General features: G+C 68.2%; 22 protein-coding genes. 3 read left to right on the plus strand and 19 right to left on the minus strand.

All coding sequences use genetic code 11. The annotated features are described in order from the left end of the window. The coding region (locus tag VFL64_RS20750) for an RIO1 family regulatory kinase/ATPase domain-containing protein (RefSeq protein WP_489542283.1) at window positions 1-403 on the plus strand (403 nt) is incomplete at its 5' end. Between the two features lie 20 nt (window positions 404-423). Here the strand turns inward: VFL64_RS20750 and VFL64_RS20755 are convergent. From VFL64_RS20755 to VFL64_RS20770, 4 genes are all read right to left on the minus strand, one after another. Further along, on the minus strand, window positions 424-900 hold the full coding sequence (locus tag VFL64_RS20755) for an LEA/WHy family protein (RefSeq protein WP_489542284.1): 477 nt from the start codon (window positions 898-900) through the stop codon (window positions 424-426). 8 nt (window positions 901-908) lie between these two features. Then, window positions 909-1,712, minus strand: coding sequence for a PP2C family protein-serine/threonine phosphatase (locus tag VFL64_RS20760; RefSeq protein WP_489542285.1), 804 nt, complete (start codon window positions 1,710-1,712; stop codon window positions 909-911). Window positions 1,713-1,727: 15 nt separating this feature from the next. Next, entirely contained in the window at window positions 1,728-3,578 is a 1,851-nt protein-coding gene (tagH, locus tag VFL64_RS20765; protein WP_489542286.1) for a type VI secretion system-associated FHA domain protein TagH, read from the minus strand. Window positions 3,579-3,715: 137 nt separating this feature from the next. Beyond that, window positions 3,716-5,008: a lytic murein transglycosylase gene (locus VFL64_RS20770; protein WP_489542287.1), complete on the minus strand. Its 1,293-nt coding sequence runs from the start codon at window positions 5,006-5,008 to the stop codon at window positions 3,716-3,718. 120 nt (window positions 5,009-5,128) lie between these two features. Between VFL64_RS20770 and VFL64_RS20775 the strand changes: the two genes are divergently transcribed. After that, window positions 5,129-6,106, plus strand: coding sequence for a LysM peptidoglycan-binding domain-containing protein (locus tag VFL64_RS20775; RefSeq protein WP_489542288.1), 978 nt, complete (start codon window positions 5,129-5,131; stop codon window positions 6,104-6,106). Here the strand turns inward: VFL64_RS20775 and VFL64_RS20780 are convergent. The 3 genes from VFL64_RS20780 to VFL64_RS20790 are packed head-to-tail and all read right to left on the minus strand — an operon-like array spanning window position 6,087 to window position 9,764. After that, complete coding sequence (locus VFL64_RS20780; RefSeq protein WP_489542289.1) at window positions 6,087-6,914, minus strand: hypothetical protein; 828 nt, start codon at window positions 6,912-6,914, stop codon at window positions 6,087-6,089. The genes VFL64_RS20775 and VFL64_RS20780 overlap by 20 nt on opposite strands. Continuing rightward, entirely contained in the window at window positions 6,911-7,930 is a 1,020-nt protein-coding gene (locus tag VFL64_RS20785) for a polysaccharide deacetylase family protein (protein ID WP_489542290.1), read from the minus strand. The genes VFL64_RS20780 and VFL64_RS20785 overlap by 4 nt, the downstream gene beginning before the upstream one ends. 4 nt (window positions 7,931-7,934) lie before the next feature. Then, a complete protein-coding gene (locus VFL64_RS20790) occupies window positions 7,935-9,764 on the minus strand; it encodes a protein kinase domain-containing protein (RefSeq protein ID WP_489542291.1) in 1,830 nt (609 codons plus the stop codon). A gap of 109 nt (window positions 9,765-9,873) precedes the next feature. Between VFL64_RS20790 and VFL64_RS20795 the strand changes: the two genes are divergently transcribed. Next, window positions 9,874-10,149: a DUF2277 domain-containing protein gene (locus tag VFL64_RS20795; protein ID WP_489542292.1), complete on the plus strand. Its 276-nt coding sequence runs from the start codon at window positions 9,874-9,876 to the stop codon at window positions 10,147-10,149. Here VFL64_RS20795 and VFL64_RS20800 read toward each other — a convergent pair. From VFL64_RS20800 to VFL64_RS20855, 12 genes are all read right to left on the minus strand, one after another. Then, window positions 10,146-10,610: a GNAT family N-acetyltransferase gene (locus VFL64_RS20800; RefSeq protein WP_489542293.1), complete on the minus strand. Its 465-nt coding sequence runs from the start codon at window positions 10,608-10,610 to the stop codon at window positions 10,146-10,148. The two genes, VFL64_RS20795 and VFL64_RS20800, sit on opposite strands and share 4 nt — an antisense overlap. 17 nt (window positions 10,611-10,627) lie before the next feature. Further along, window positions 10,628-10,801, minus strand: a complete 174-nt coding sequence (locus VFL64_RS20805) for a hypothetical protein (protein ID WP_489542294.1) — start codon at window positions 10,799-10,801, stop codon at window positions 10,628-10,630. 19 nt (window positions 10,802-10,820) lie between these two features. Then, window positions 10,821-12,101 (minus strand): TIGR02270 family protein, encoded by a 1,281-nt coding sequence (locus VFL64_RS20810; RefSeq protein WP_489542304.1) that lies wholly within the window; start codon window positions 12,099-12,101, stop codon window positions 10,821-10,823. Continuing rightward, the gene (locus VFL64_RS20815) at window positions 12,098-13,075 is read right to left on the minus strand and encodes a hypothetical protein (protein ID WP_489542295.1); all 978 of its coding nucleotides are present in this window, start codon (window positions 13,073-13,075) and stop codon (window positions 12,098-12,100) included. The genes VFL64_RS20810 and VFL64_RS20815 overlap by 4 nt, the downstream gene beginning before the upstream one ends. 43 nt (window positions 13,076-13,118) lie before the next feature. After that, entirely contained in the window at window positions 13,119-14,231 is a 1,113-nt protein-coding gene (locus VFL64_RS20820; protein ID WP_489542296.1) for a PAAR-like domain-containing protein, read from the minus strand. Next, window positions 14,228-15,262 carry a hypothetical protein gene (locus VFL64_RS20825; RefSeq protein ID WP_489542297.1) on the minus strand — a complete coding sequence of 345 codons (1,035 nt, stop codon included), beginning with the start codon at window positions 15,260-15,262 and terminating at the stop codon, window positions 14,228-14,230. Before VFL64_RS20825 ends, VFL64_RS20820 begins: the two co-directional genes overlap by 4 nt. After that, window positions 15,259-16,380, minus strand: a complete 1,122-nt coding sequence (locus VFL64_RS20830) for a DUF2169 family type VI secretion system accessory protein (protein ID WP_489542298.1) — start codon at window positions 16,378-16,380, stop codon at window positions 15,259-15,261. The genes VFL64_RS20825 and VFL64_RS20830 overlap by 4 nt, the downstream gene beginning before the upstream one ends. A 7-nt stretch (window positions 16,381-16,387) precedes the next feature. After that, complete coding sequence (locus tag VFL64_RS20835) at window positions 16,388-16,927, minus strand: DUF6484 domain-containing protein (RefSeq protein ID WP_489542299.1); 540 nt, start codon at window positions 16,925-16,927, stop codon at window positions 16,388-16,390. Window positions 16,928-16,937: 10 nt separating this feature from the next. Then, window positions 16,938-19,253, minus strand: coding sequence for a type VI secretion system Vgr family protein (locus tag VFL64_RS20840; RefSeq protein ID WP_489542300.1), 2,316 nt, complete (start codon window positions 19,251-19,253; stop codon window positions 16,938-16,940). 112 nt (window positions 19,254-19,365) lie between these two features. After that, window positions 19,366-20,100 carry a hypothetical protein gene (locus VFL64_RS20845; RefSeq protein ID WP_489542301.1) on the minus strand — a complete coding sequence of 245 codons (735 nt, stop codon included), beginning with the start codon at window positions 20,098-20,100 and terminating at the stop codon, window positions 19,366-19,368. After that, window positions 20,097-21,473: a class I SAM-dependent DNA methyltransferase gene (locus VFL64_RS20850; RefSeq protein ID WP_489542302.1), complete on the minus strand. Its 1,377-nt coding sequence runs from the start codon at window positions 21,471-21,473 to the stop codon at window positions 20,097-20,099. The genes VFL64_RS20845 and VFL64_RS20850 overlap by 4 nt, the downstream gene beginning before the upstream one ends. After that, on the minus strand, window positions 21,460-22,336 hold an 877-nt coding region (locus tag VFL64_RS20855), incomplete at its 5' end, for an AAA family ATPase (protein WP_489542303.1). The genes VFL64_RS20855 and VFL64_RS20850, both read right to left, overlap by 14 nt.

Here is a 22,336-nt window from a genome sequence, read left to right on the forward strand (position 1 = left end):
GATCGATCAGGTGGTGCTCATGCTGGCCGCCGGCGTCGTCCACGGCGACCTGTCGGAGTTCAACATCCTGCTCGGCGAAAGCGGGCCGGTCATCATCGACTTGCCGCAGGCGGTGGATGCGGCGGGCAACAACCACGCGCAGGCCATGCTGGCGCGAGACGTGATCAACCTGAAGAACTTCTTCGGCCAGTTCGCTCCCGAACTGCTGGCTACCGACTACGCCCGCGAGATCTGGGCCCTGTTCGAGCGGGGCGCCCTGGTACCTGGCGTGGCGCTCACCGGACGCTTCGAGCGCGTCGACAAGCCGGTCGATCTGGCGAGTGTTGTGCGCGAGATCGAAGACACCCTGGCGGACGAGGCCGCCAAGCGGCTGCGCATGGGGCTCTCAGGCGGCGTCAGGTAGAGCACAAGAGGGGAGGCGGCTCACTTGCGCTGCAGGATCTCGGCGAGGTTGATCTCGCCCTTGGACTCGAAGCTCACGCCGCCCAGCCCCGTGCCCGACAGGCGGCCATACAGCGCGTAGTCGTTGGTCTGCTTGCCGTCTCTGCTGGTGGCCAGGCCGATGAACTGGCGCATGGCCGTCATGGCCGACACCGACACCGGCACGCTGATCACCGCCTCGCCGAAACGCGGCACGCTGCCGCGCTCGGCGCTCACGCCGGTGGCGAAGGTGGTGTCGCGCAGGTCGAGCCGCAAGGAGATGCCGTCGTAGTCGATGGGCGTGTCGTTCGGGTTCTGGATGCGCAGCTTCACGGCCAGGCGGAGTTCCATGCCTTCACCCGGCAGGGGCTCGATGCCGACCACGTTGACCTGCAAGGGAGCCCCCAGGCTGGCGCAGCCGGGCAGCCAGCCTGCCGCACCGAACGCTGCGACACCCTGGCACCAGGTTCGTCGGTTCATCTGAGCCATCAGGTACCGGGGAGTGCGCCGGGCACCGTCTCGCCGAAGAGGCTGGACAGGCGCGTGGTTTCCGAGGGGTCGCCGATCCACACGGCGATGGCGCTGTAGTTGTCCTGCCGCGGCAGGGCCGCTTGCCGGATGTTGTCGGCCATCAGGTCGAGCCACTCCTCGGGGCTGGAGGCGGCAGCGAACGCGGTCTCGATGTCGCGGCTGTCGAAGTGGTCCCACCAGCCGTCGGAGCAGAGCAGGAAGGCGTCGCCGTCTTCCACCTCGATGTGGGCCGGCACCGTGTTGGGCTCGATGCCGTCTTCGGCGCCCATGGCGCTGAGCAGCTGGTTCTTGCTCGGGTGGTGCTGGGCTTCTTCGGGGGTGAGGTAGCCGGCGTCGACCATGCGCTGCACCACGCTGTCGTCTTGCGTCACGTGCGCCACGCGGCCGTGGCGCAGCATGTAGAGGCGCGAGTCGCCCACGTGCGTCCACAGGGCCAGTTCGTGCTCGGCATCGATCCACAAGGCCACCAGCGTGGCGTGCATGCGGTCGCGGCCGCGCTTGTCCTGGCTTTGCACCAGGGTGTCGTTGGCCTCGCAGACGAGCCGCGTGAGGTACTCGGGCGAGGCCTCGGTGGCCGACTGCAGCCCGAGCGCCGTCATGCGCACCACGATGTCGGAGGCGATGGCGCCGCCCTTGTGGCCGCCGGCGCCGTCGGACAGCACCGCGTACCAGAACGGGCCGCTCTGGCCGTGGCGCAGATCGTCTTCGTTGTGGTTGCGCCCACCCACCTCGCAGCGGGCAGCGATGTCGACCTGAAGCATGGGGTTCTCGTGGGTTCAGATCGGGTGGCGGGAAGCGTCGAGCCGGTCCAGCTGCTCTTCGTAGGCGTCGATGAAGGCCTTGCCGAAGAGGTCGTGGAAGTCGTCCTGCGCATCGTCTCGGATGCGCTTGTAGTGCTGCAGGTACAGCTCCCAGAGCTTGGAGCGCCGGTTCATCGGCAGCACGCTGTCGAGCACGCTGTTGCCCGCCAGCTTGCCTTCGAGCCGCGCGGGCTCGAAGCGGTCGAGCACGCCGGCGAGCGCGGCGCGCATGCCGGCCATGGTGCCGATGGCGTGGCCCAGCAGGTCGTCCATCACGTCGTTGACGGCGGCGGGGCCCATCATGAAGCCGCGCATGGGCGGCTGCAGCAGCTGCTCGATGGCCACGCCGGCATCGGGCGAGAACTTGAGCGGGTTGTTGTTGCGCGCCTGGATGGTGGTGACGTCGGCCTTCAGCTCCTGCTTGGCCGCGGCACGCACGGCCACGAGCTTGATGGTGCCGTCGATGGAGTGGTGCAGCACCTGGCCGATGACCTTCATCAGCTCGGGGGTGAGGCCCTGCGGCAGCTTGATGTTGACGCCCGCGCCTTCGCAGAAGGCGGCCCACAGCGGGTCGGCAGCGGCGGAGCTGGAGGGCAATGCGTCGAGGGGAGCGGGCGCGGAGTCGAATACCGGGCGTGCAGGCTTCACGCCGGGCACGGTGGAGGGTGAGTTGACATCGTCGACGCGCGCACTCGGCGTGGCCATGCGGCGCGGCGCGGCGGGCGGTACAGGAAGCGGGGCCGGTTTGGCCGCTGCGGGCGTGGTGGGTGCTGGCGGCTTGGCGGCTGGCGGTGCCACGACCGCGGGTGGCACGTAGGCCGCTTTCATCTCGGGGGTGTGGTTGAAGTCGGCCGGAACAGCCGGAGCCGGTGCGGCGGCGGTGCCGAACATGGCCATCGGATCCTTGTTCTCGCTGGCTGCGGCGCTGTCGGGCTTGGGCGCCGCGAGGAACGATGCCAGTGGGTCGCTGCCCGGGGCGGCGGGTGCGCTCAGGCCGAACATGTCGTCGAGGCTGCTGGGGGGCGCGGACGATGCGCCCAGCAGCTCGCCCAGGCCCAGGTCGGTGGGCAAGGAGGCTGCAGACGGCGCGGCGGGCGTGGGGCCGCCGCGCATGAACGAATCCAGTGCCGAGCTTGCGGGCGTGGCGGGTGGCGAGGGCAGGTCGGCGAAGGGGTCGAAGTCGTCGGGCAGGCGCGCGGCCACGGCGGGTGGCGTGGGCATGCGTATGTGCGCTGCCGTGGTCTGGTGGTGCGGCGAAGGCTGCGCGCCGAGCAGGCCAGCGAAGGGATCTTTGATGCTTGGCGGCGGTGCGTTGCCGAGCAGGTCGGCGAACGGGTTGCTGCCGCTGGCGGCCGCGGGCGCAGGTGCAGGTGCAGTTACTGGAGCAGGGATGGCAGCAGCCACCGGTGCCGGCGGCACGCGCATGCGCGGGTTGGTCTTGATGTCGGAGGCCGAGGCCTTGATCACGGTGCGGGCGTCGATCGGCGCCTCGGTGGCGGGTTCGTTGTTGTCGGTGATGGTGGCGCGCATGCCATAGCCGCCAACGACGATCTCGTCGCCGTGGCCCAGGGGCGAGCCTTCACCCGGGTTGACCTGCCGCCCGTTGACCGTGATGGCATTGGCGCTGCCCACGTTGCGGATGGAGAAGGTGCTGTTGCTGAACCACACCTCGGCCTGCAGGCGCGAGATGTGGCGCTCTGGGTCGGGCAGGGTCAGGGTGTTGGTGTCGGAGCGGCCGATGGTGCCGCCGCGCTCGTCGAAGTGCCCGGTGATGGCCTGCGTGAGGGTTTCATTCTTCAGGGTGTGGGCGCGAATCACGAGATTCATGGGAGCTCCAAGGGCACGGCTGGCCTTCCTCAAGGCATGGCTTGCCACGGTTGTGTTTATCCGGCGGCGGAGTGTGAATGGCAATCAACGAAAGTCATGCGCAAAGCGCTTGCAAGCTGTGCGCTGCGTCACAGGCTTCAGTTGAAACAGGGGCTGTCGGGCGATGCTGCGTCGCGCAACTGGTTGAGCAGTGCGTCGGTTGTGCGGCCGGTGGGCTTCCAGCCGAGGCGCGTCTCTTCGGCGCTGATGGCCAGGCGGGTCCTGGTGCCGGGGTTGCCGTCGACCTTGATGTCGGCGTTGCGCTCGGCGAGCAGGCACTGCAGCTCCCGGATCTCCACGCGAGACAGGCCGCGCTGATCGCCGGCCCAGCGCAGCTGCGGCGGCACCTCTCCCTTGATGTAGTCGGCCAGCAGGCCCACCGCATAGGCGTAGTTGAGCGAGAAGTTGTACTTGTAGTGCGCCTCGAAGTTGGCCGAGGCCAGCAGGTAGGGGCCTTCGGCGTCGTCGTTCATGCTGAGCAGCACGAAGGGCGTGTCGGGGGAGAGGTCGGCCGGTGGCGCGTCGAGCACGACGCCGCGGCGCAGCCATTCAGACAGCGGGCGGCGGTTGGCGTCGAGCAGGGGCTTGGCCACGCGGCCGTAGAGCGTGCCGCCGAAAGCGCGTTCGCGCAGGGCGAGCGAGCGGTCGAAGCCCGTGGGCAATGTCACCGCCAGCGCCCAGGGCAGGCCGGGCTGCCAGCCGTCGGCGCGCACCTTCTTGGCAGTGAGCATCAGCGCGTCGGGCACGCTGTGCACGGGGTCGACCTTGCCGTCCTGGTCCCCGTCCGCCAACTGATTGCCGGGCTGGCCACGGTGCTCCAGGTAGGTGGAGGGAATGAACTGCGTGTGGCCGAAAGCGCCGGCGAAGGAGCCGAGAAAGTCTTCCGGCGCCACGTCGCCCAGGCGCAGCACCTCGATGGCGGCGTAGAACTGGCGCCGCGCGTTCGCCTTGGCCGCGGTGGTGGCCGAGATCGGCCCGCAGGCGCGGTTGGCCAGGGCCTGCAGCACGCGGTACGTGCCGTGGTAGCGGCCGTAGTCGGTCTCCACGCCGAAGAAGGCGACCACCGTCTCCGGGGCCACGCCGGTCTGGGCCTGGATGTACTGCAGCTGCGGCCACCAGCGCGCCATGACATCGCGCCCTTCGGCGATGCGCTGGTCGTCGACGAGGTAGGCAACGTACTCCCAGGTCGGGTTGAAGAACTCGGGCTGCGGGATGCCCGGTTCGGCCAGCCGGGCGTCGTACTGAATGTTGGTGACGAACTGGTCGAAGACCTGCGGCAGGATGCCTGCCTGCGAAGGCGCCATGGCGCGCAGCTGGCGCAGGCAGGGGGCGATGTCGGGTTCGGTGGCGGCTTGGGCTGACAGGCCGGCAAGGCCCATCACGACGACCATGGCAGTTCTCATGAGGCCCCTAAGTCAGATGGCGAGGCCATGCTAACGCCGCCCCTTCGCAGTTTGGGCAGGTTGAAGCAGGCACAATCGCGCGTGTATCAGCATCCTCGTAACAAAAGCATGACCGCATCCATCCGCCATGGCGTGACGTCTTTCGCTTCACTTGTGCTGACCGCCGCTTTCCTTGCAGCCCTGTCGGGCTGCGGCAGCACGAACGCGCCGGGGAGCGCTCCGGGTGAACCGGGCTCCAGCACGGGCCCCGCCCCCAGCCAGCCGGCCCCGGCCCCGGCGCCGCCGGTTCCTCCCACCGCAGCGCAGCAGGCGCAGGCCCAGAAGGCCGCGCAGGGCGTGATCGAGCTGCTGGAAGTCGGCAACGAGGAGCAGGCCCGCAATGAACTGCAGGCTGCCCTGGCTCTCGACCCCAACAACAAGCTGGCCCAGAACCTGATGCGCCAGATGACCGAAGACCCGGTGACCGCCTTGGGCCGGGAGTCCTTCCCCTACGTGGTGCGCGGCGGCGACACCTTGTCGCGCATCGCCGGCACCTACCTTGGCGACATCTACGCCTTCCACATCCTCGCCCGCTACAACAACATCAAGGTGCCGCGCCAGGTGGCGGCCGGGCAGACCATCCGCATCCCGGGCAAGGCGCCGGCCGCCAGCGCCCAGACGCCGCGCGAGCCGGCTCCGCCGCGCGCCGACCGGCGCGCGGCTACCGAACCTGCCCCGACCCCCGCGCCCGCCCCGGCCCCTGTGGTGGTGCCACCGCCTCCACCCGAAGCCAGCCCGGCCGAGGTGGCCTACCGCAGCGGCGAGGCCGCCAACAAGGCCGGCATGTACGAGAAGGCGCTGGCCGACTACAAGCGTGCCGCGAGCCTGGGCCACCCGACGGCTGGCGCGCAGGCTGATGCCACGGCCAAGCGGCTGATCGACATCCACTCGCGCAACGCCCACGCGGCGATGGCGCGCCAAGACCTCGACGGCGCCATCCGCTCCTGGGACCGGGTGCTGGAGATCGACCCGAACAACGAGACCGCGCGTCTGGAAAAGCAGAAGGCGCTGCGCCTCAAGGACAAGATCAAGGCTTTGCCGGGCTGAACGTGCCCAGGCGCGTGGGCGCCGAGGCCGCGGCCGCCGGTGCCGCCAAGCCCAGCATCGCCCGGCAGCCCGCGTGCTTGGGCTGCACCTGCAGGCAACGCCTGAGGGCGGCCAGCGCCGCTTCCTTGTCCTTGCCCTGCACCGACTGCGCTTTCTTGTAGAGCAGATCGGCCAGCAGGTCGCGCGCAGCCAGGTCGTTCGGCACGGCCTTGAGCTGGCCAGCCATCAGGTCGATGGCTTCGTTGAAATCCCCTTGCCGCGCCAGATTGGAGGCCTGCTCCATCAGCAGTGGGTTGCTCACGGCCGGTGGGGCGGCAGGGCGCTTGGCGGTGGTGTCGGCCGTGGGTTGCACGCGCCCGGGCTTGAGCAGGTGTTCCTGGCGAATGCGGGCGCGTTCGATGGCGCGCAGGGCATCGGCCGCTTCCTTGTTCTGCGGTTGCAGGGCCATCACGCCGAGGTAGTACTGCTCGGCAGCGGCGGTCTCCCCGCGTGACTGCTCCTGCCGTGCCCGCACCAGGTGCTCCTTGGCCTTGGCGTCGAGGCGCTGCTGTGCAGCAGCCAGGCGCTCGTCGTACTGGCCCGGCCGCAGCAGGGCGAGCACCTCCCAGGCCTGGGTGGCTTCGAGCAGCGCGCCCTGCTGTTCGAAGGCGAGGGCCTGGTCGCGCTGCTGTTTCTCGAAGGCCCGGAGGCCTTCCGGTTCGGGGGCCAGCAGCGAGGGCAGGGGCAGGCTGCTCGTGGGCGTCGTTTCGCAGGCAGCCAGCAAGGCGCACAGCAGCATCACCGCGAGGCGTTGTGAAGGTGGCGTCATGGCAGCGTGACCGGGCGACTTATTTGCAGGCGTGCTTTGAAGGCATCCAGATCATGGTTGCCGTAAATCATGGTTCGCCGCAGCATGAAGGGCTGCCCGAAGAAGGGCGTGCCCCCGGGGTTGACCGTCACGCCCAGCCGGTAGCCGTTGCGCGAGAGGGCATCGAGCACGATCTCGTTGGCGTCGCCATAGGGGTAGGCGAAGTCTTTCACCGGCAGCTTCAGGCGTCGCTCGATCAGCTCGCGCGGGGCGCGGACCTCCAGGTCGATGCGCTGGCGGTAGGCGGCGTCGGCTTCGTCGCGCAAGCGGTTGATGAGGTTGGCGTGCGTCTTGGAGTGGGCCTGGATGTCGATCAGGCCTGAGGCCGTCATCTCCTGCATCTGCGCCCAGGTGAGGGCGTCGGCGGCGCCGACGAAGTCGCTGTACAGGAACACCGTGGCCGGCATGCCGTACTTCTTGAGCAGCGGGTAGGCGTAGCGGTAGTACGACTCGTAGCCATCGTCGAAGGTCAGCACCACCGAGCGGGCCGGCAGGGCCTGCTTGCCGTCGATGAAGGCGGCCACGTCTTGCAGGCGCAGCACGCGGTAATCGTTCTTCTGCAGCCATTCGAGCTGCTCGGCAAAAGCGGCACTCGACACCGTCATCTTGCTGGTGGAGTTGCCCACGCGGTGGTAGCAGAGGATGGGGATGGTCTGGTAGCGGTCTCGCTTGACGCCGGTGGGGTTGGCGGGCTTGAGCGGCACGACCACCGGGTAGCCAGTGCGCAGCTTGGTGCCGTTGTTGGCTTCGGCGATCTCCCAGTCGCGCTGGCCGCTGCCAAGAAAGCGCGCGGCGATCGAGGCATGGGAGTCTTGCGACTGAGGCATGTAGATCAGCCAGCGGTCGTTGCGCGCGATCACGCCTTCGTTCGACGTGGCGGGCAGCGGCGCAGGCGCTGACGCGGGGCTGGGAGGCGTGCTGCCGCAGCCGCACAGCAGCGCCACCACGCTCGTCAAGAGGAGGAGGGAAGGACGCACGACGTCAGCGGGGCATCTTGTGGGTGTCGCCGGCAGGACCGGGTGCGGGCGCAGCAGCTTTGGGGGCGACGGCCGGCGGGCGCGGGCCAGGGGTCTCCTGCGGAGTGGGAGGGCGCGCCGCCGGCATGTAGCGGTGCTGCAGCGCCTGCGCCATGCCGTCGAACGACTTGAACAGGAGGCCGAATTCGTCCTTGCGCTCTTCGGCGATGCGGTGGTCCAGCCGGCCTTGCGCGATCTCGCTCATCGACTGCGTGAGCGTCTTGATGGGCCGCGCGAACCAGTTGGCCAGGAAGTACATGGCCAACGCCACGGCGATCACCGTCACCAGCACCAGCACCACCATCAGCGTGAGGCTCAGGCGGGCCACGTAGGCGAGCGGCTTCTCGGGAATGCCCAGCGCCACGCGGCCCACGGCCTTGCCCTGGAAGGTCATGGGTGCCTCGAAGCCGAGCACGGTGTCGGCGCCGTCCACGTAGCGGGTGACCGTCACGTCGCCGGCGCGCTTGCCCAGCACCTCGCCGCTGCGCGGCTTGTAGGGCTGGCCGACCCAGGCGGCCTGGCTGGAGGCACGCACCAGGCCGCTGCGGTCGATGATGGTGATGTCGGTGAAGTCGCGCGTCTTCATGATCTCCTGCACCGAGACGTCGACCGCCACCCATTCGTCGGCCAGCGCCGAGACGGCGTTCTGCGCCGCGATGAAGCGGCTGAGCGAGGCCCCGTAGTCGGTGACCTGGCTCATCATCGCCGCCGTCTGCTGCTTGTTGACCACCGTGCCGGTGATGGCCATCACCACGAACACGATGGCGCCCATCATCAAGGCCCACTTCACGCGCAGCGGCATGATCTTGGAGCGGCCCTTCTCGCGCGCTTCGTCTTCCAGGTCGCGCTGCAGGCGGATCATGGCGTCGGCCAGTTCGCGGCCGGTCTGGAAGCGGCGGTCGGGCGACTTGGCCAGGCAGCGCTCGACGATGCGCCGCATCTCCTGCGGGATGTCGGGGCGCAGCTTCTGGATCGGCGTGGGCTCGTCGTTGGCGATCATCATGGCCAGCGCCACGATGCTGTCGGACTTGAACGGCGCCTGGCCGGCGAGCATCTGGTACAGGATGATGCCCACGGAGAACAGGTCGGAGCGGCCGTCGACCTTGTTGCCCTTGGTCTGCTCGGGCGACATGTACTGCGGCGTGCCCAGCACGTCGCCCACGCGCGTTTGTGCCTGCGAGGACGACGAGGTGACGTGCGCAATGCCGAAGTCCGTCACCTTCACATGCTGTGCACCGGCCACGCACATGATGTTGGAGGGCTTGATGTCGCGGTGCACCACGCCCTTGCTGTGCGCGTAATCGAGCGCCTTGCCGAGCTGGATGCCCAGCGAGATCACATCCGCGATGGGCATGGGGCCCACGCGCGACATCAGGTCGTTGAGCGGCTCGCCCTCGATCAACTCCATGGCCATGTAGGGCCGGTGGTCGATCTCGCCCACGTCGTGCACGGTGACGATGTTGGGGTGCGACAGGTTGCCGGCGGCACGCGCCTCGCGCAGGAAGCGCCCGCGGTACTCTTCCTGTTCGCAGTATTCGGTGTGCAGGAACTTGATGGCCAAGGCCCGGTCGATGCTCGGGTCATGTGCCTTGTAGACGCTGGCCATGCCCCCACGGCCGATGCGGCTGATGACGCGGTAACGCCCCACCTGCCGCGGCGCATTCGCCCCTTGGCCGACGGCGCGCTCGGCGGTGGGCAGGGTGTCGAACTTCGAAGGCGACGACCCGGTTTCGCCGGCGACACGCGTGGACTCGGTGTCGAAAAGCGATCGGGGCGGTGGTTCGGGCGTTGACATGGGCGGGCCTCGGTTACAGCGTTGCGTGCCAAGTTTGCAGTTATCGGGCTCGGGGGCACCATTGGCAATCAACGAAAGTCATGATGATCTAGGTGGAAAGGCCTAACTCATGTGCAGAAACATCAAGACACTTTTCAACTTCGAGCCGCCGGCTACTGAGCTGGAGATACGCGATGCGTCGCTGCAGTTCGTGCGCAAGCTGAGCGGGTTCAATGTGCCGTCGAAGGCCAACGAGGCGGCTTTCGATCGGGCGGTGGAAGACGTGGCGGCGGCGGCTCGCATTCTGATCCGATCCTTGGTGACGACCGCCGAGCCGCGGGATCGCGAGGTCGAGGCCGCCAAGGCGAAGGCGCGGTCGGCGGCGCGTTTCGGGGTGCGCGCCTAGCTGCCGCGCAGCATCCCGGCGTAGATGCCCGGCTCGGAGCGTTCGATCTCCGTGGCGCCGGCGACGCGGCGGAAGAAGTCCTTCGGACCCACATATCCCGCCACCGCATAGGCGTAGCCGAGGCTTCGCATGTCGTTCAGGCAGGCCCGCAGCAGGGCTTCGCCGATGCCAGTGCGGCGGGCATCGGGCAGCACGCCGATCGGGCCGAACATGCCGCGGGCGGTGGCGTCGTAGCAGGCGAAGCCAATGGGGCTTCCCGATCGAGTGGCGACGAAGAGGCTGAACGGCCGATTGGTCAGGGCCACGCGCGCTTCACTGGCCCAGCCCGTGCCGAAATGCTCGGCGACCCAGCCGACCAGCAGGTCGTGCTCGGGCCCGATGGGCTTGCGGATGTCGATGCCTTCGGGCAACGGCCGGGGAGCCTCGGTCGGCAAGGCATAGAGCTTGATGAGCATGTCCATGCCTGAAGCCTACCCGCTCAGACCGCGCCGGGCTGGTGAAGCCACAGCCAGGCCGCCACCGCGGAGAAGACGAGGCCGACGATGAGCCAGGCTTTGGCTTGAGGCACGAGCTCGCCTGTCTTGATGAAGCGCCACAACGCGAGCAGAAGGAACAAGGGGCCGAGGAGGGCGAACACGAGTGAGCTGCTCATGGTTGGTGTCGCCGCGGTGTCACGCGCCCATCTGGCTCAGAAGGCGTTGCTGCCGGGAGGCCGGCGCAGCGACGTTGAACAGAGGCGTGCCGGGCTGAAGAAGGCAGAGGTACTCAGCGGCGGCGATGCGTTGGCGCTGGAACCCGCCATTGAGCACCGACAGGCAATGCTGCGGCGTGGGTGGCGCTCCGATGAAGTAGCGAGACCCCTGCTGAAACCGTGCCCCGTTCTGTTGCCACCAGGCGGCGATCTTGGCGGCGTCGGGCCAGGGGAGGCTTTCATCGTCGTCGAGCGCGACGTTGTCGTCGGCCGGATCGTCGCTGGGCCCGGCGGTGTCTCCGTCTATGGGAGGTTTGGTGTCCATGTCGAGGTAGGCCAGGTCCAGGCCGGTGATCATGCTGAAGGCCTCGCCGGCCAGACGGGTGAGCTTGCGGTCGGCCATCTGCTTGATGAGCCAGGGCACGTAGTGCGGGTCACCCGCGACAGCCGCGCCGTGGATCAACAGGCGTGCGTCGGCGGGTGTTTGTGCGAGCGGACGCAACAGGGCACGTGCATCTGCCGGATGCAGGACTTTGGCCACCAGGCTCTGCGCACCGTGCCGCAACGACCCTGGCTTGCGCGCCAGGCCGGCAAGCGCCTCCACTGCCTGATCGCGGTTGCCCAGCAGCAGCGCGGCACGGGCCGCCTCGGCCTGCACGAGCGGATCGGGTGACTTCAGGAGGTCCAAGCACACACCCAGGCGTGTTGGATCTCCGAGACGCGCCGCCAGCCGAACGGCTTGCCATTGCACGGCGGGGTCAGCCAGGGCCTCGTCCAGCGCGGAGCCCGGGCTGACGAGATGGGGCGCGCAACTCGCAAGCCCGATGCCGCGGCGAAACGCCTGGGCCGAGTCGAGCAGTGGTTTGGTGATGCCGCGCAGCGATGCGGCGGGCACCCAGCCGAAGGCAGAGACGAGGCCGGAGCGCAGGGCAGGCAACGCTTCTGCGATCGACAGCAGCTTGTCCAGGGCTTGGGCGTCTTGTCTCGTGATGGCGAGCACCGCGGCGACAAAGAGCGTGTTGCGATCCGGGTCGGCCAGCGCCGCGGTGGCCATGGTGCCGGCCGCATCGCCGCTTTCGGCCAACCCGTCGAGGTGGGCCGCGAGTCGCTCGTCGGTGCGGCCCAGCTGGTGCAGCCTGACATGCGGCGCACGCACCAGCACCGACCGAACGCCCCGAAGCGCAGCGGCGTCTTCCAGGTGTTGTGCAACGATGGCGCCCACCGGTGGGCGGCGCAGCGTGCCGTTCGCGCTGCCGCTCACTGCGGCCCCACGTCGACCATGATCTGCTCGGTGGGCAGCCACTGCCAGTGTTGTGCATCGAGGCTGTAGCCGATGTGCTTGGGGCTGACGGTCCACAGCGCCGGGCCACCGCGGGCGAAGAGGCTGAGTCCCGGTGCATCCGGTACCCGCGCAAGTTCGTTCCAGGCCTCGCCCATGCGCGATCTGAACAGTGTGCGGTTGCCGATCCACAGGATGTGCTCGCCCAGCACGCGCACGCTGGACAGGTAGCCATCGAAGCCGGGCACTTCTGCGGCACGGCACCAGCCCTGGGTGGAGCCTTCCAGCACCAGGCCGCCCACGCCGCAGGCCACGAAGCGCTCGGCGTCGAGCGGGCAGACGGCGTTGATCATCAGGTTGGTGCCGCTGTCCAGACGGCGAACCTCTCGGCCTTGCAACGCGAGGATCATGCCGCCGCCGCCCACGGCCACCAGCCAGCCGTCGCCCATGTTCGCCAGGCCGTAGATCGCGGCATCGGTGTCGTCCATCTCGCGGTCAAGGACGGCTTCGTCGAGCCGCTCGAAGCGCGCCTGTCCGAGCGGCGTGCGGTAGAGCTGGTTGCTCATGCCACCCACGCAGCAGAAACTGCCTTGCTGCACGCTGCAATTGAGATAGCCGTACTGCTGCGGGCCATCGTCGCCGAAGGCGTCGTCGATCTGCTTGACGCCACCGTCGGCGGCCAGCATCCACAGGGTGCCACCGGGCGAGGTGACCAGCGCGGCCAGCCCATCGGGTGTCGGGGTGGTCCACAGCAGCATCTCGGAGGCACCCGGAAACTCGGCGAGCACGCGAGCGCTCGAGGCACTGCGGTCGACCAGCACGAGCGCGCTGTGGCGCTCATCCAGGGCCGGATCGGCCGGCTGGCTCAGCAGCAGGAGGCAATGCGTCTCGCTGAGTACGGCGGCGTCGATGGGCGGAAACAAGTCGCAGAACTTCGACAGTGCGATGGTGCTCACAGGCTCGGTCTCTTTCGGTGCGTCGGTTATGGGGAAGGAGGCTTCAGCTCAGCACCGTCGCGGTCCGCACCGGTGTGTCGGCGGGAATATCGCATTGGGTCACGTGGTACGCCTCCAGCTGGGCTTCGGTGCAGGCCTGTTTGCAGTGAGGGAAGGTCTGCTTGTGGGCCCAGGCTCCGTCTTGGATGCTCTCACCGAGCGTCGCGTACGAGTGGTGCTTGTTCGGGTCCGGCCCCCAGCTGGTCAGCGCCTGGCCACGCACGCCATTGCGGCGTCGGCGCTTGGCCTTGTCGCGCAGGCTTTGCAGCTTGTGGTGGGTGGGGTCTCGGTGGTCTCGGCCGACGCAGACGGTGGGCGCTTCGTGCTGGTCGTAGGTCTCGAAGGTGCTCTCCAGCGGGATCGCCTGCGACAGCGGGCTCACGATCTGGGCGCCCGTGGCGGCAATCACGGCCCGGGTCACGCCCATGCCCGAGAGGCCGCCTCGGCCTCCCGGCTCGGTGAACGAGGAGACCTCGACCAGGTGGTCGCCGGTGCGTTCTTCGGTGTCGGTGTCTTCGCCGCAGCAGAAGCGCTTGTCGAGGCGCTTCGGGACCAGGATGCATTTCTGCGCCTTCTTGCAGTCGTCGCTGCAGTTCTTGACGGTGTCCCCTTCGACGGTGGCCGAGGCGCACTTCGATTCGAACTCGGTCTTCTCGGTCGCGCAGTCCGACGGCAGCGCCGCCAGCAGATCCTGGTAAACGGTGGGCAATGCGTTGGGTGGCGTGGAGCCGTGGTTGTGCGTGGTCATGTCCAGATGGCGCACGACGTTCTCGCCCTCGGCCTTCACGTCCATCGACCACATCGTGAAGTAGACCTTGCCGGTGATCTTGTGCGTGACCACGCCTTTCATGGGCGCTGAGCCGGCCTCGTCGCCGCTGCTCTTCTTGAAGTAGCTCTTGTTCTTGAGCATCACCTCCTGCCCCGAGATCTTGACGCTGGTCGAACCGTCGGTCGTGTCCGAGGCCAGGCCGGTGTTGGGGTAGGGGATCGGCACGCCGGGCGGCGTTGCGGGCGTCTGGGGCGGCGTCATGCAGACGTCGGGGAAGGCGCAGATGGACTTGCCCGCCGCCTGCTTGCACGACACCTCCATGTTGTTGGCGTAGACCTGGTTGCTCATGTGCCCCCCTGGTAGTGCAGCGTGACGGCGGCGCGTTGGCCCCCGTCGTTGGACCAGTGCGCCAGGATGCGGTGGCCGCGCGCATAGCCCTTGCGGCAGGCTTCGCGCGCCAGCGAGATGACGGTCGTGCCCGCGCTTGCGCCGGCCTCACCGGTGCATTCGGCCGGGTGCCAGATGTCGAACTCGTCCTTCAACCGGCGAAGCGTGCGTGACAGCGCCAGCGTGGCCTCCTTGAAGTAGTACTGTTCGCCGGAGAGGTCGGTGATGCGGAAGTCCATGTCGTGCATCTCGCAGTGCGCGTCGCCCAGGCTCGCGCGGATGGCCTCGGACAAGCCGTCGGCCCGCAGCGGAGCCTCGCTGTCGATGTGTGCCGGCTCGCGCGCGAAGCCGATGCCGGAGCACAGCAACTCGCTGGCGCCGGGCGTGGGCCGGGCCACGAGCAGTGCGCCGGCCGCTTCGCCGGGGATGAAGCCGTTGGAGTTGTGGGCAGCGAGCAGGCGGCCGGCCAGGTCGAAATGGTCGAGTGTCGGCCACACCAGCAGGCTGTCGGCTGAGGCGACCAGCACGCGAGGCGGTGGCTTCGGCCCGCCGAGCAGCACGCGGGCCTGAGACAGCGCCACGGCCACGCCCACGCGGCCATGGGGCACCACCATGGAGCCGGTGGCGAAGCGCACGCCGAGCAGTTGCTCGATCTCTGCGTAGAGGGCATCGTCCAGCCCGGCGATGCGACCGACGCGTTCGCGTTCCGCGACGCACAGCAACAGCGGCAGCTGGCCCCATTCCTCCCTCGGCACCGCTTGCAGCGCTTCTTCGATCGACATGGCCGCCATCCTGGCGAGCTTGGGAATGCCGCGCCAGGGCATGTCGAGTTCGACCTGGTGGGCCATGATCGGCAGGCCATCGCTGTCGAGAAAGCGGGTGGGCGTCGGATTGGTCAGCTTGGCGCGAAAGGCCGCACAGCTGAGCGGTGCGGTGGGGCCGACCGGCGTGACGAGCCCGGTCGCCTGGATGGCCAGCGCGGCGGCACTCATGCTGGCTGGGCGCCGTCGGGCGCCTTCTGGGCCGATGGCTTGCCGACCGGGATCATCACCACCGGGATCGGGAATGACGTGTCGCGCTGTTGCCACCACTCCCGGCCCTTCTTGCCGACCATCACCTGGCCGATCTCGTGGATGCTCTTCGCCAGCGGGCGACACAGCCGCCAGCTCATCGTGAAGCGCTCGGAGTCGGGCTCGAAGGCGATGGTGTCCAGCGTGGCCTTGTGCTCCTCTCGCGCGCCGCGCCTGGGAAACACGTGGACCGGTGCCTCAAAGTGCGGCAAGGTGAACTCGCGCGGGCCGTCGGGCGTGAAGCCGTTCAGCACGACCGGCAGCGGCTCGCGCGGCAACGGCAGCTGCTGGTCGATGGGCGCGGCCTGGTAGTAGCGCTCGTCGAAATCGGCGGGCAGGAACGGGAAGGCCTCGGCCATCCAGCGCTCGTCGTAGGTTCCGGCGTAGCGGGCGCGCGATGGCCAGCCACGGCCCAGCGGGCCCAACGCCATCGGGCGGTAGCGGTCGCTCGGGAACTTCACCGGCTGGCCGGCTTCTTCGGTGTTGGGCAATGGTGTGCCGTCCACCCAGGCATTCTTCAGTTGCCGGTGCCAACCCCGCCCGACCGGGTTGTCCACGTAGGCATCGTGCTCGCGCGCATCGTCGCCGTGCTGGTCGAGTCCACCGAAGGCCAGGTCGTACGACACCGGCATTCTCGCGAAGTGCTCCGGCTCGGATGCGGTGATGCCGGTCACGCCGGCCTGCCAGACCCGGTTGCCGACCACGTCGAAACTCTTGTGCATGGTGCCCACGCGCAGTTCAACGCGCTGCCGCGTCACCAGCCGCCCTTGGGGCGCATGCGCACTGCCCATCAACAGCACGTCGCAGGCCTGCTTGCGGGGGGCGAAGTCGACCTCGCTCAAAGGAGCGCTCGCGCCCGGCTCGCCGGTGAAGCAGTCGGCCATGACGAGTGGCAGCTGCTCGTCGTGCAAGCGCACCGGCTCGCCCGGCCGAGGTAGTGCGAAGGTGCCTTTGATCACCACCACCAGCAGCTCGCGTCCACTCGGTTCCACGGCCACGCTGTACCCCGCGGTCATGCGGGTGGCATTGATCAGTTCCATGGCCCGCTCAGTTGAGTTGCACCGAGCCGCCCTTCAGACGATTGACGCCGCTGGATCGGCTGGAGACGTAGGTGCCGTCGATCAACACCTTGCCGGCCTTCGTCAGGGTAATGCTCGCCTTGCCGCATTGAAGAACCATCTGCCCCCTAGCGCTGACGACAAGGCGGCTGCCGTCAGCATCGATCTGGACCTGTCCTGGCGCATTGAGCGGCCTGTCGCCGGACTGGCGCAGAACCCCCATGACGATGGGCTTCGAGGGGTCGCCGCTCTCGAAGGAAAGAACCACCGCGCGTCCGATGTGCTCGCCGTTCAGATCTAGCACCGACCGGGCCTGCAGGGCGGCAGTACCAGGCTGGCCCGGATAGATCACCAAGGGTGTGCAGCCTTCGTCGGTCACGGCGATCAGTTCGCCCACCATGACCTCCGGCAGTGCGCGGGGGCTCAGTGCGGCGGGTCTGCCGGCGAGGAGGGGCGACAGCATGTCGGGCTGGCCTGCATCGGCATCGGCCAGCATCAGCTGGGCCTCGGAGTGGAATTCGCGCTGCATGGATGCCTCGTCAGTTTTGAAGGATCTTCGAGCCCTTCATCACGATGTCGCTGCCGGCCTTCACGTTGATCTTGCCGGAGCCGTCGATGGTGATGTCCTTGCCCTTGATCGTGATCGTGCCGTCTTTCTTCATCGTGATGCTGGCGCTCCCCGTGGTGAGCGTGATGGAGTCGGCTGCGGTGATCTTGAGGTTCTTGCCGACACTCAACGAATCGTCTTCGCCCACAGACGTGGTGCGCGCCTTGGCCACGGAGGTGGCCTGCTGGCCACCCACGGTGACGCTGCGGTCCGCGCCCACCTGGGTGTCTTGCTTGGCCCCGATGCTGTTGCTCTGGTTCACGCCCACCGTGGTGGACTGGTTCGCACCCACGGTGATGGTCTGCGCGGCGCCGACGGCAACGACCTGCGCGGCGCCGACCGCGATCTCCTGCGCCGCCCCGATCGCCACGCTCTCGTTGACCCCCACTGCCCGCGTGCGCTGCAGCGCCACCGTCTCGGTCTTGCTCGCGCCGATGCTCACCGTGCGGTTGGAGCCGATGGTGATGCTCTCGTTCGCGCCAACCGACTCCGTGCGGTTGGAGCCGATCGTGATCGTCTCGTTGCTGCCCACGTCCTCGGTGCGGTTCGAGCCGATGGAGATCACTTCGTTGCTGCCCACCTTCTCGGTGCGGTTCACGCCGATGGTGATCGTCTCGTTGTTGTCGACCGTTTCGGTACGGTCGTGCTTCACGTGCACCGTCTCGTCGTGGTCGACGGTCTTGGTGCGGTCGTGCCCCACCCAGTGCGTCTCATCGTTCTCGACCTCGATGTCCTGGTTCTTCTCCGCATGGATCCACAGCTGCTCCGACCCCTTCTTGTCCTCGAAGCGGATGGCGTTGGCGTTGTCGTACGAGCCGCCTTTCGACGACCGCGTGAGGATGCCGCTCTGCGTGGCGTTGGCCGGCAACTCCCACGGCGGCATCTGGTCGGCGTTGTAGACGCGGCCGGTGATGATGGGCTGGTCGGGGTCGCCTTCGAGGAAGTCGACGATCACCTCCTGGCCGATGCGCGGGATGTGGATGGCGCCGAAGTTCTTGCCGGCCCAGGGGTGCGAGACGCGCACCCAGCACGAGCTCTTCTCCTTCAGGTCTTTCGTCTTGGCCTCGCGGTCCCAGTGGAACTGCACCTTCACGCGGCCGTACTTGTCGGTGAAGATCTCTTCACCGGACGGCCCCACGACCACGGCCGACTGAGGCCCCTGCATGAAGGGCTTGGGCGTGCGCCGCTGCGGGCGGAACTGCTGCGCCGAGGGAATGCACCCGAAGTCGCAATGGAAGTCGCCGCCGCTCTCGGCACCGGAGTCATGCCCGGCCACGTGCGCGGTGAGGTTCAGCGTGGTGATCAGGTACTCGGCGTTCTGGTCGTCGCGCGGGTGGTGGCTGAGCTTGAGCAGGCGGCCCACCTCGAGGCCGTGGCCGTTGGACGAGCCGTGCAGCGACTGGAAGCGCGTCTGCAGCTCGTCCATGCGGTCTTCGGCGAGTTGCTGGCCATCGGCGCTCTGGATGTAGTCGCCCTGGTAGTCGAAGATCTCGTAGTCGGAGAGGTCGTAGCTGCGCGACTTGCTCTTCTCGACATCGAGGGCGACGGCGGGGCGCTCGAAGTCGTAGCTCGCGAGCACCGATTTGCCTGTGCGGACTTCGCGCGCAAAGGCCCAGCGTGAGACGAACTCGATGTCGGGCGGGGCCGTGCCGGCCGACTCGTAGTACGGCAAGGTCTCATGGTGTTCGACGGCTTCGTGGGCACTCTGCGAATCGACCAGCAGCAGCTTGTGCTTGCCGTCGGAATGCACGAAGTGCCAGTAGATGCCTTCGTGCTCCAGCAGCCGCGCGACGAAGTTGTAGTCGCTTTCGCGGTACTGCACGCAGTACGTCCATTTGCGGTAGCTGCGGAAGAGCTTGAACTCGAAGTTGGCGATGCTGTGGTCTTCGAAGACCTTCTTGACGATGTCGGGGACCGTCATGTCCTGGAAGATGCGGCAATCGTTGGTGCGGGACAGGAACCACAGCCAGGGGCGCACGACCGCGCGGTAGCCGTGGTGGCGGCCTCGGTGCTGCCCGATGCCGAAGCGCGTGACGTAGCCGTTGACGTAGCGTTTGCCGCCTTCGCGCAGCTCCACGCACACCGTCACCGGCTTGCCCAGCAGGTCTTCGGGCTTGAGGTCGGGCCGCAGGCTCAGCATGTTCAGCTGCATCTCGCCGAGCACGCTCAGACCCGACGTGACGCTCATCGACTCGAACAGCAGGTCTTCGGCAGGCAGCGGTGAGGTCAGGGAGATGGGAGACGGCATGTTCTGCACTCTCGGTCTACGGCAGCAGGCGACGCGCGCGACCGTGGGGCCCAGTTTGGCTCGCTGGCTCGAACCGTAAAGAGACCAAAGTCATGATTGCACCCGGCGTGTGTCAGTCCGTGTCCGCAGGTGCGAGCGGTACCTCCAGCTCGTAGACGTCGACGTCGTGCGGCGTGGGCAAGATGGGCGTGCCGCTTCGCCAGGCGCTGCGGGCGGCCAGGTCGGCCGACGCGTCGTGCGGCGAGAGGGCGCCGGGCTCGAAGCACAGCACCGGCCCCTCGAAGTAGCCCCAGCTGTCGGGGCCCCAGCCGCCCAACGCGCGCGTCAACCAGAACCCCGAACTGTCGTCGTCGACGAGTGCGGGCGCGGTGCTGCCGGTTCTGGGCTCGTCTGGGTGCAGCAGCACGGCGCCGACCTGGGGGTCGAGCCCCGCATAGACCTTGGCCTGGCTGGCATTGGCCAGCGCCTGGCAGTAGAGGCGGCCTTCCAGCCCGCGTGCGATCTGGCAGCCGTGGACCTCGATGCCCTGGTTGCGCTCACTGAAGAACGGCGCGAGGGCGGAGAAGATCGGCAGGCTGCTGCGCGTCAGCAGCCCGGTCTCGGACAGCGGCCCGGAGCCCAGCTTGAGCCCGACGTTGCCGATGTCCGGCTGGTTGACGCCATGGCAGTTGATGATCAGCAGGTACAGCGAGCCGTGCCCTGGCAGCGGAGCGGTGATGAGGCGGATCAGGTCGTCGCTGCCCGGAATGCGCGGCAGCGTGACGTGGGCGACGTCCGGCACGCCGGCATGGCGGCGGAAGGTGATGCCGCAGTCTTCCATCTCTGCCGACGACACGTAGACGATCATGCTGGCCTCCCAGGTGGGTGCAGGTTGGTGCCCGGGTGGGTGGCCGCGACGAGCCAGCCCGCCACCGCCTGCCCGCCTTCCATGCGCAGCGTCTTCTGCTCGTTGTGCAGCGTGCGCAAGCCAGCCTCCTGGAGGCTGCGCTCGACGAAGCCCTGCTGGTGGGCATAGCGGCCATGGCTTTGCAGGACGTAGGGCCGGGTGTCGTGCGCGGGCAGCGCCTCCACGGTGAAGACGAACAGGCCGTTGGGCCGCAGCGCGCTGGCGGCCGCGCGCATGGCCTCGCCCAGCTCGCCGAAGTAGCACAGCGTGTCGGCACAGATCAGCGCGTCGTAGCACGCGGCGTGGGCGGTCATGTGCGTCACCAGCTCGGCATGGACAAGGTGGTCGTAGACATGGCGGCGTGCGGCCTTCTCCAGCATGCCCTTGGAGAGGTCGCACCCGCTCAGCTCGCGCGCCCAGTCGCGCACCAGCGGGCCGCACAGGCCGGTGCCGCAGCCGAGGTCGTGGATGTCGAACTGCTGCGCCGGTGGCGGCAGCAGCTCTTGCAGGAGCGTGGCGACCAGCTGCGGCGCCTGGTAGCCCAGGGCGGTGAGGTTGGCGTCGAAGGTGGCGGCGAAGGCGTCGAAGGTGCGCTCCACGTAGGCGTCGCTCGCACGCGCCGGCACCTCGCCGCCGGTGCAGGCGGCCAGGTGGTGCTTGATCACCGGGTTGTCGGGGTCGGCAGCCAGCCACTCGCGGTACAGCCGGGCGGCGTCTTCCAGGCGGCCCATGCGCACCAGCGCCTTGGGCACGGCGTTGCGCGCTTCCAGGTGGCGCGGCCACAGCTCGATGGCCCGGCCGTGCGCCGCGAGGCCATCGTCGACGCGGCCTTGCTCCAGCAGCGTGAGCGAGAGGTTGTACCAAGCCTGGGCGAAGTCGGGCTTGATCGCCAGCGCCCGCCTGCACAGCGCTTCGGATTCGGCCTGCTCGCCGCGCCGGCGCAGCATGGTCGCGAGGTTGTTGAGCGCGTCGATGTTGTCGGGCTTGAGCGCCAGGCTCTCGCGGTAGGCCACCACGGCTTCGTCGAAACGCTGTGTCTCGACCAGCACGTTGCCCAGGTTGTTCAGCGGCCCGGGCTGGCCGGGCAGGTGGTCGATGGCCTGGCGGATCAGCGTGAGCGCCGCTTCGCTGTGGCCGCGGGTGTGCTCCAGCACACCGAGGAAGTGCAGCGCGTCGGGTTGGCCCGGCCAGCGCTGCAGCACGGCCAGCAGCGCGGGTTCGGCGGCGTCGAGCTTGCGGTCGCGCAGCAGGATGATGGCGCGCTGCAGCATCTGCTGCTGCGCCAGCCGGGCAGCGCCGCTCAGTGGGCGCTGGGCTTGCTTAGTCGAACCCATAGGCGAAGTCGCCTTCTGAGACTGTCAGTTCGACCTTGCCCAGCGGCTTGCCCGTGGCCAGGCGCGTGAGGTACTCGTGGCTGATGCGCGGCAGCACGGTGTTGGTGAGCAGGGCGTCGATCACGCGGCCACCGCTTTCCACCTCGTTGCAGCGGCTCACCACCAGCTTGACCACCGCGTCGTCGAAGCTGAAGGGCACGCCGTGATTGGCCTCCACCCGCTTCTTGATGCGGTTGAGCTGCAGGCTGACGATGCGGCCCAGCATGTCCTCGGACAGCGGGTAGTAGGGGATGGTGACGATGCGCCCCAGCAGCGCCGCCGGGAAGACCTTCAACAGCGGCTCGCGCAACGCCTTGGCGATGGCGTCGGGTGCGGGCATCAGCTCCGGGTCCTTGCACAGGTTCATGATCATCTCGCTGCCGGCGTTGCTGGTGAGCAGGATGATGGTGTTCTTGAAGTCGATGAGCCGGCCTTCGCCGTCTTCCATCCAGCCCTTGTCGAACACCTGGAAGAAGAGTTCGTGCACGTCGGGGTGGGCCTTCTCCACCTCGTCGAGCAGCACCACGCTGTAGGGCCGGCGGCGCACGGCCTCGGTCAGCACGCCGCCTTCGCCGTAGCCCACGTAGCCCGGCGGCGAGCCCTTGAGCGTGGAGACGGTGTGCGCCTCCTGGTACTCGCTCATGTTGATGGTGATGACGTTCTGCTCGCCGCCGTACAGCGCTTCGGCCAGGGCGAGGGCCGTCTCGGTCTTGCCCACGCCCGAGGTGCCGGCCAGCATGAACACGCCGATGGGCTTGCTCGGGTTGTCGAGCATCGCGCGCGAGGTCTGGATGCGCTTGGCGATCATCTCCATCGCGTGGTCC

The organism is Rhizobacter sp., from assembly GCF_035702065.1.
Taxonomy (GTDB): domain Bacteria; phylum Pseudomonadota; class Gammaproteobacteria; order Burkholderiales; family Burkholderiaceae_C; genus Rhizobacter.

What these genes read in the sequence shown, in the direction of transcription:
- VFL64_RS20755 (WP_489542284.1), bottom strand. Translation starts at nt 900, where the DNA reads ATGAACCGACGAACCTGGTGCCAGGGTGTCGCAGCGTTCGGTGCGGCA.
- VFL64_RS20760 (WP_489542285.1), bottom strand. Translation starts at nt 1,712, where the DNA reads ATGCTTCAGGTCGACATCGCTGCCCGCTGCGAGGTGGGTGGGCGCAAC.
- tagH (WP_489542286.1), bottom strand. Translation starts at nt 3,578, where the DNA reads ATGAATCTCGTGATTCGCGCCCACACCCTGAAGAATGAAACCCTCACG.
- VFL64_RS20770 (WP_489542287.1), bottom strand. Translation starts at nt 5,008, where the DNA reads ATGGTCGTCGTGATGGGCCTTGCCGGCCTGTCAGCCCAAGCCGCCACC.
- VFL64_RS20775 (WP_489542288.1), top strand. Translation starts at nt 5,129, where the DNA reads ATGACCGCATCCATCCGCCATGGCGTGACGTCTTTCGCTTCACTTGTG.
- VFL64_RS20780 (WP_489542289.1), bottom strand. Translation starts at nt 6,914, where the DNA reads ATGACGCCACCTTCACAACGCCTCGCGGTGATGCTGCTGTGCGCCTTG.
- VFL64_RS20790 (WP_489542291.1), bottom strand. Translation starts at nt 9,764, where the DNA reads ATGTCAACGCCCGAACCACCGCCCCGATCGCTTTTCGACACCGAGTCC.
- VFL64_RS20795 (WP_489542292.1), top strand. Translation starts at nt 9,874, where the DNA reads ATGTGCAGAAACATCAAGACACTTTTCAACTTCGAGCCGCCGGCTACT.
- VFL64_RS20800 (WP_489542293.1), bottom strand. Translation starts at nt 10,610, where the DNA reads ATGGACATGCTCATCAAGCTCTATGCCTTGCCGACCGAGGCTCCCCGG.
- VFL64_RS20805 (WP_489542294.1), bottom strand. Translation starts at nt 10,801, where the DNA reads ATGAGCAGCTCACTCGTGTTCGCCCTCCTCGGCCCCTTGTTCCTTCTG.
- VFL64_RS20820 (WP_489542296.1), bottom strand. Translation starts at nt 14,231, where the DNA reads ATGAGCAACCAGGTCTACGCCAACAACATGGAGGTGTCGTGCAAGCAG.
- VFL64_RS20825 (WP_489542297.1), bottom strand. Translation starts at nt 15,262, where the DNA reads ATGAGTGCCGCCGCGCTGGCCATCCAGGCGACCGGGCTCGTCACGCCG.
- VFL64_RS20830 (WP_489542298.1), bottom strand. Translation starts at nt 16,380, where the DNA reads ATGGAACTGATCAATGCCACCCGCATGACCGCGGGGTACAGCGTGGCC.
- VFL64_RS20835 (WP_489542299.1), bottom strand. Translation starts at nt 16,927, where the DNA reads ATGCAGCGCGAATTCCACTCCGAGGCCCAGCTGATGCTGGCCGATGCC.
- VFL64_RS20840 (WP_489542300.1), bottom strand. Translation starts at nt 19,253, where the DNA reads ATGCCGTCTCCCATCTCCCTGACCTCACCGCTGCCTGCCGAAGACCTG.
- VFL64_RS20845 (WP_489542301.1), bottom strand. Translation starts at nt 20,100, where the DNA reads ATGATCGTCTACGTGTCGTCGGCAGAGATGGAAGACTGCGGCATCACC.
- VFL64_RS20850 (WP_489542302.1), bottom strand. Translation starts at nt 21,473, where the DNA reads ATGGGTTCGACTAAGCAAGCCCAGCGCCCACTGAGCGGCGCTGCCCGG.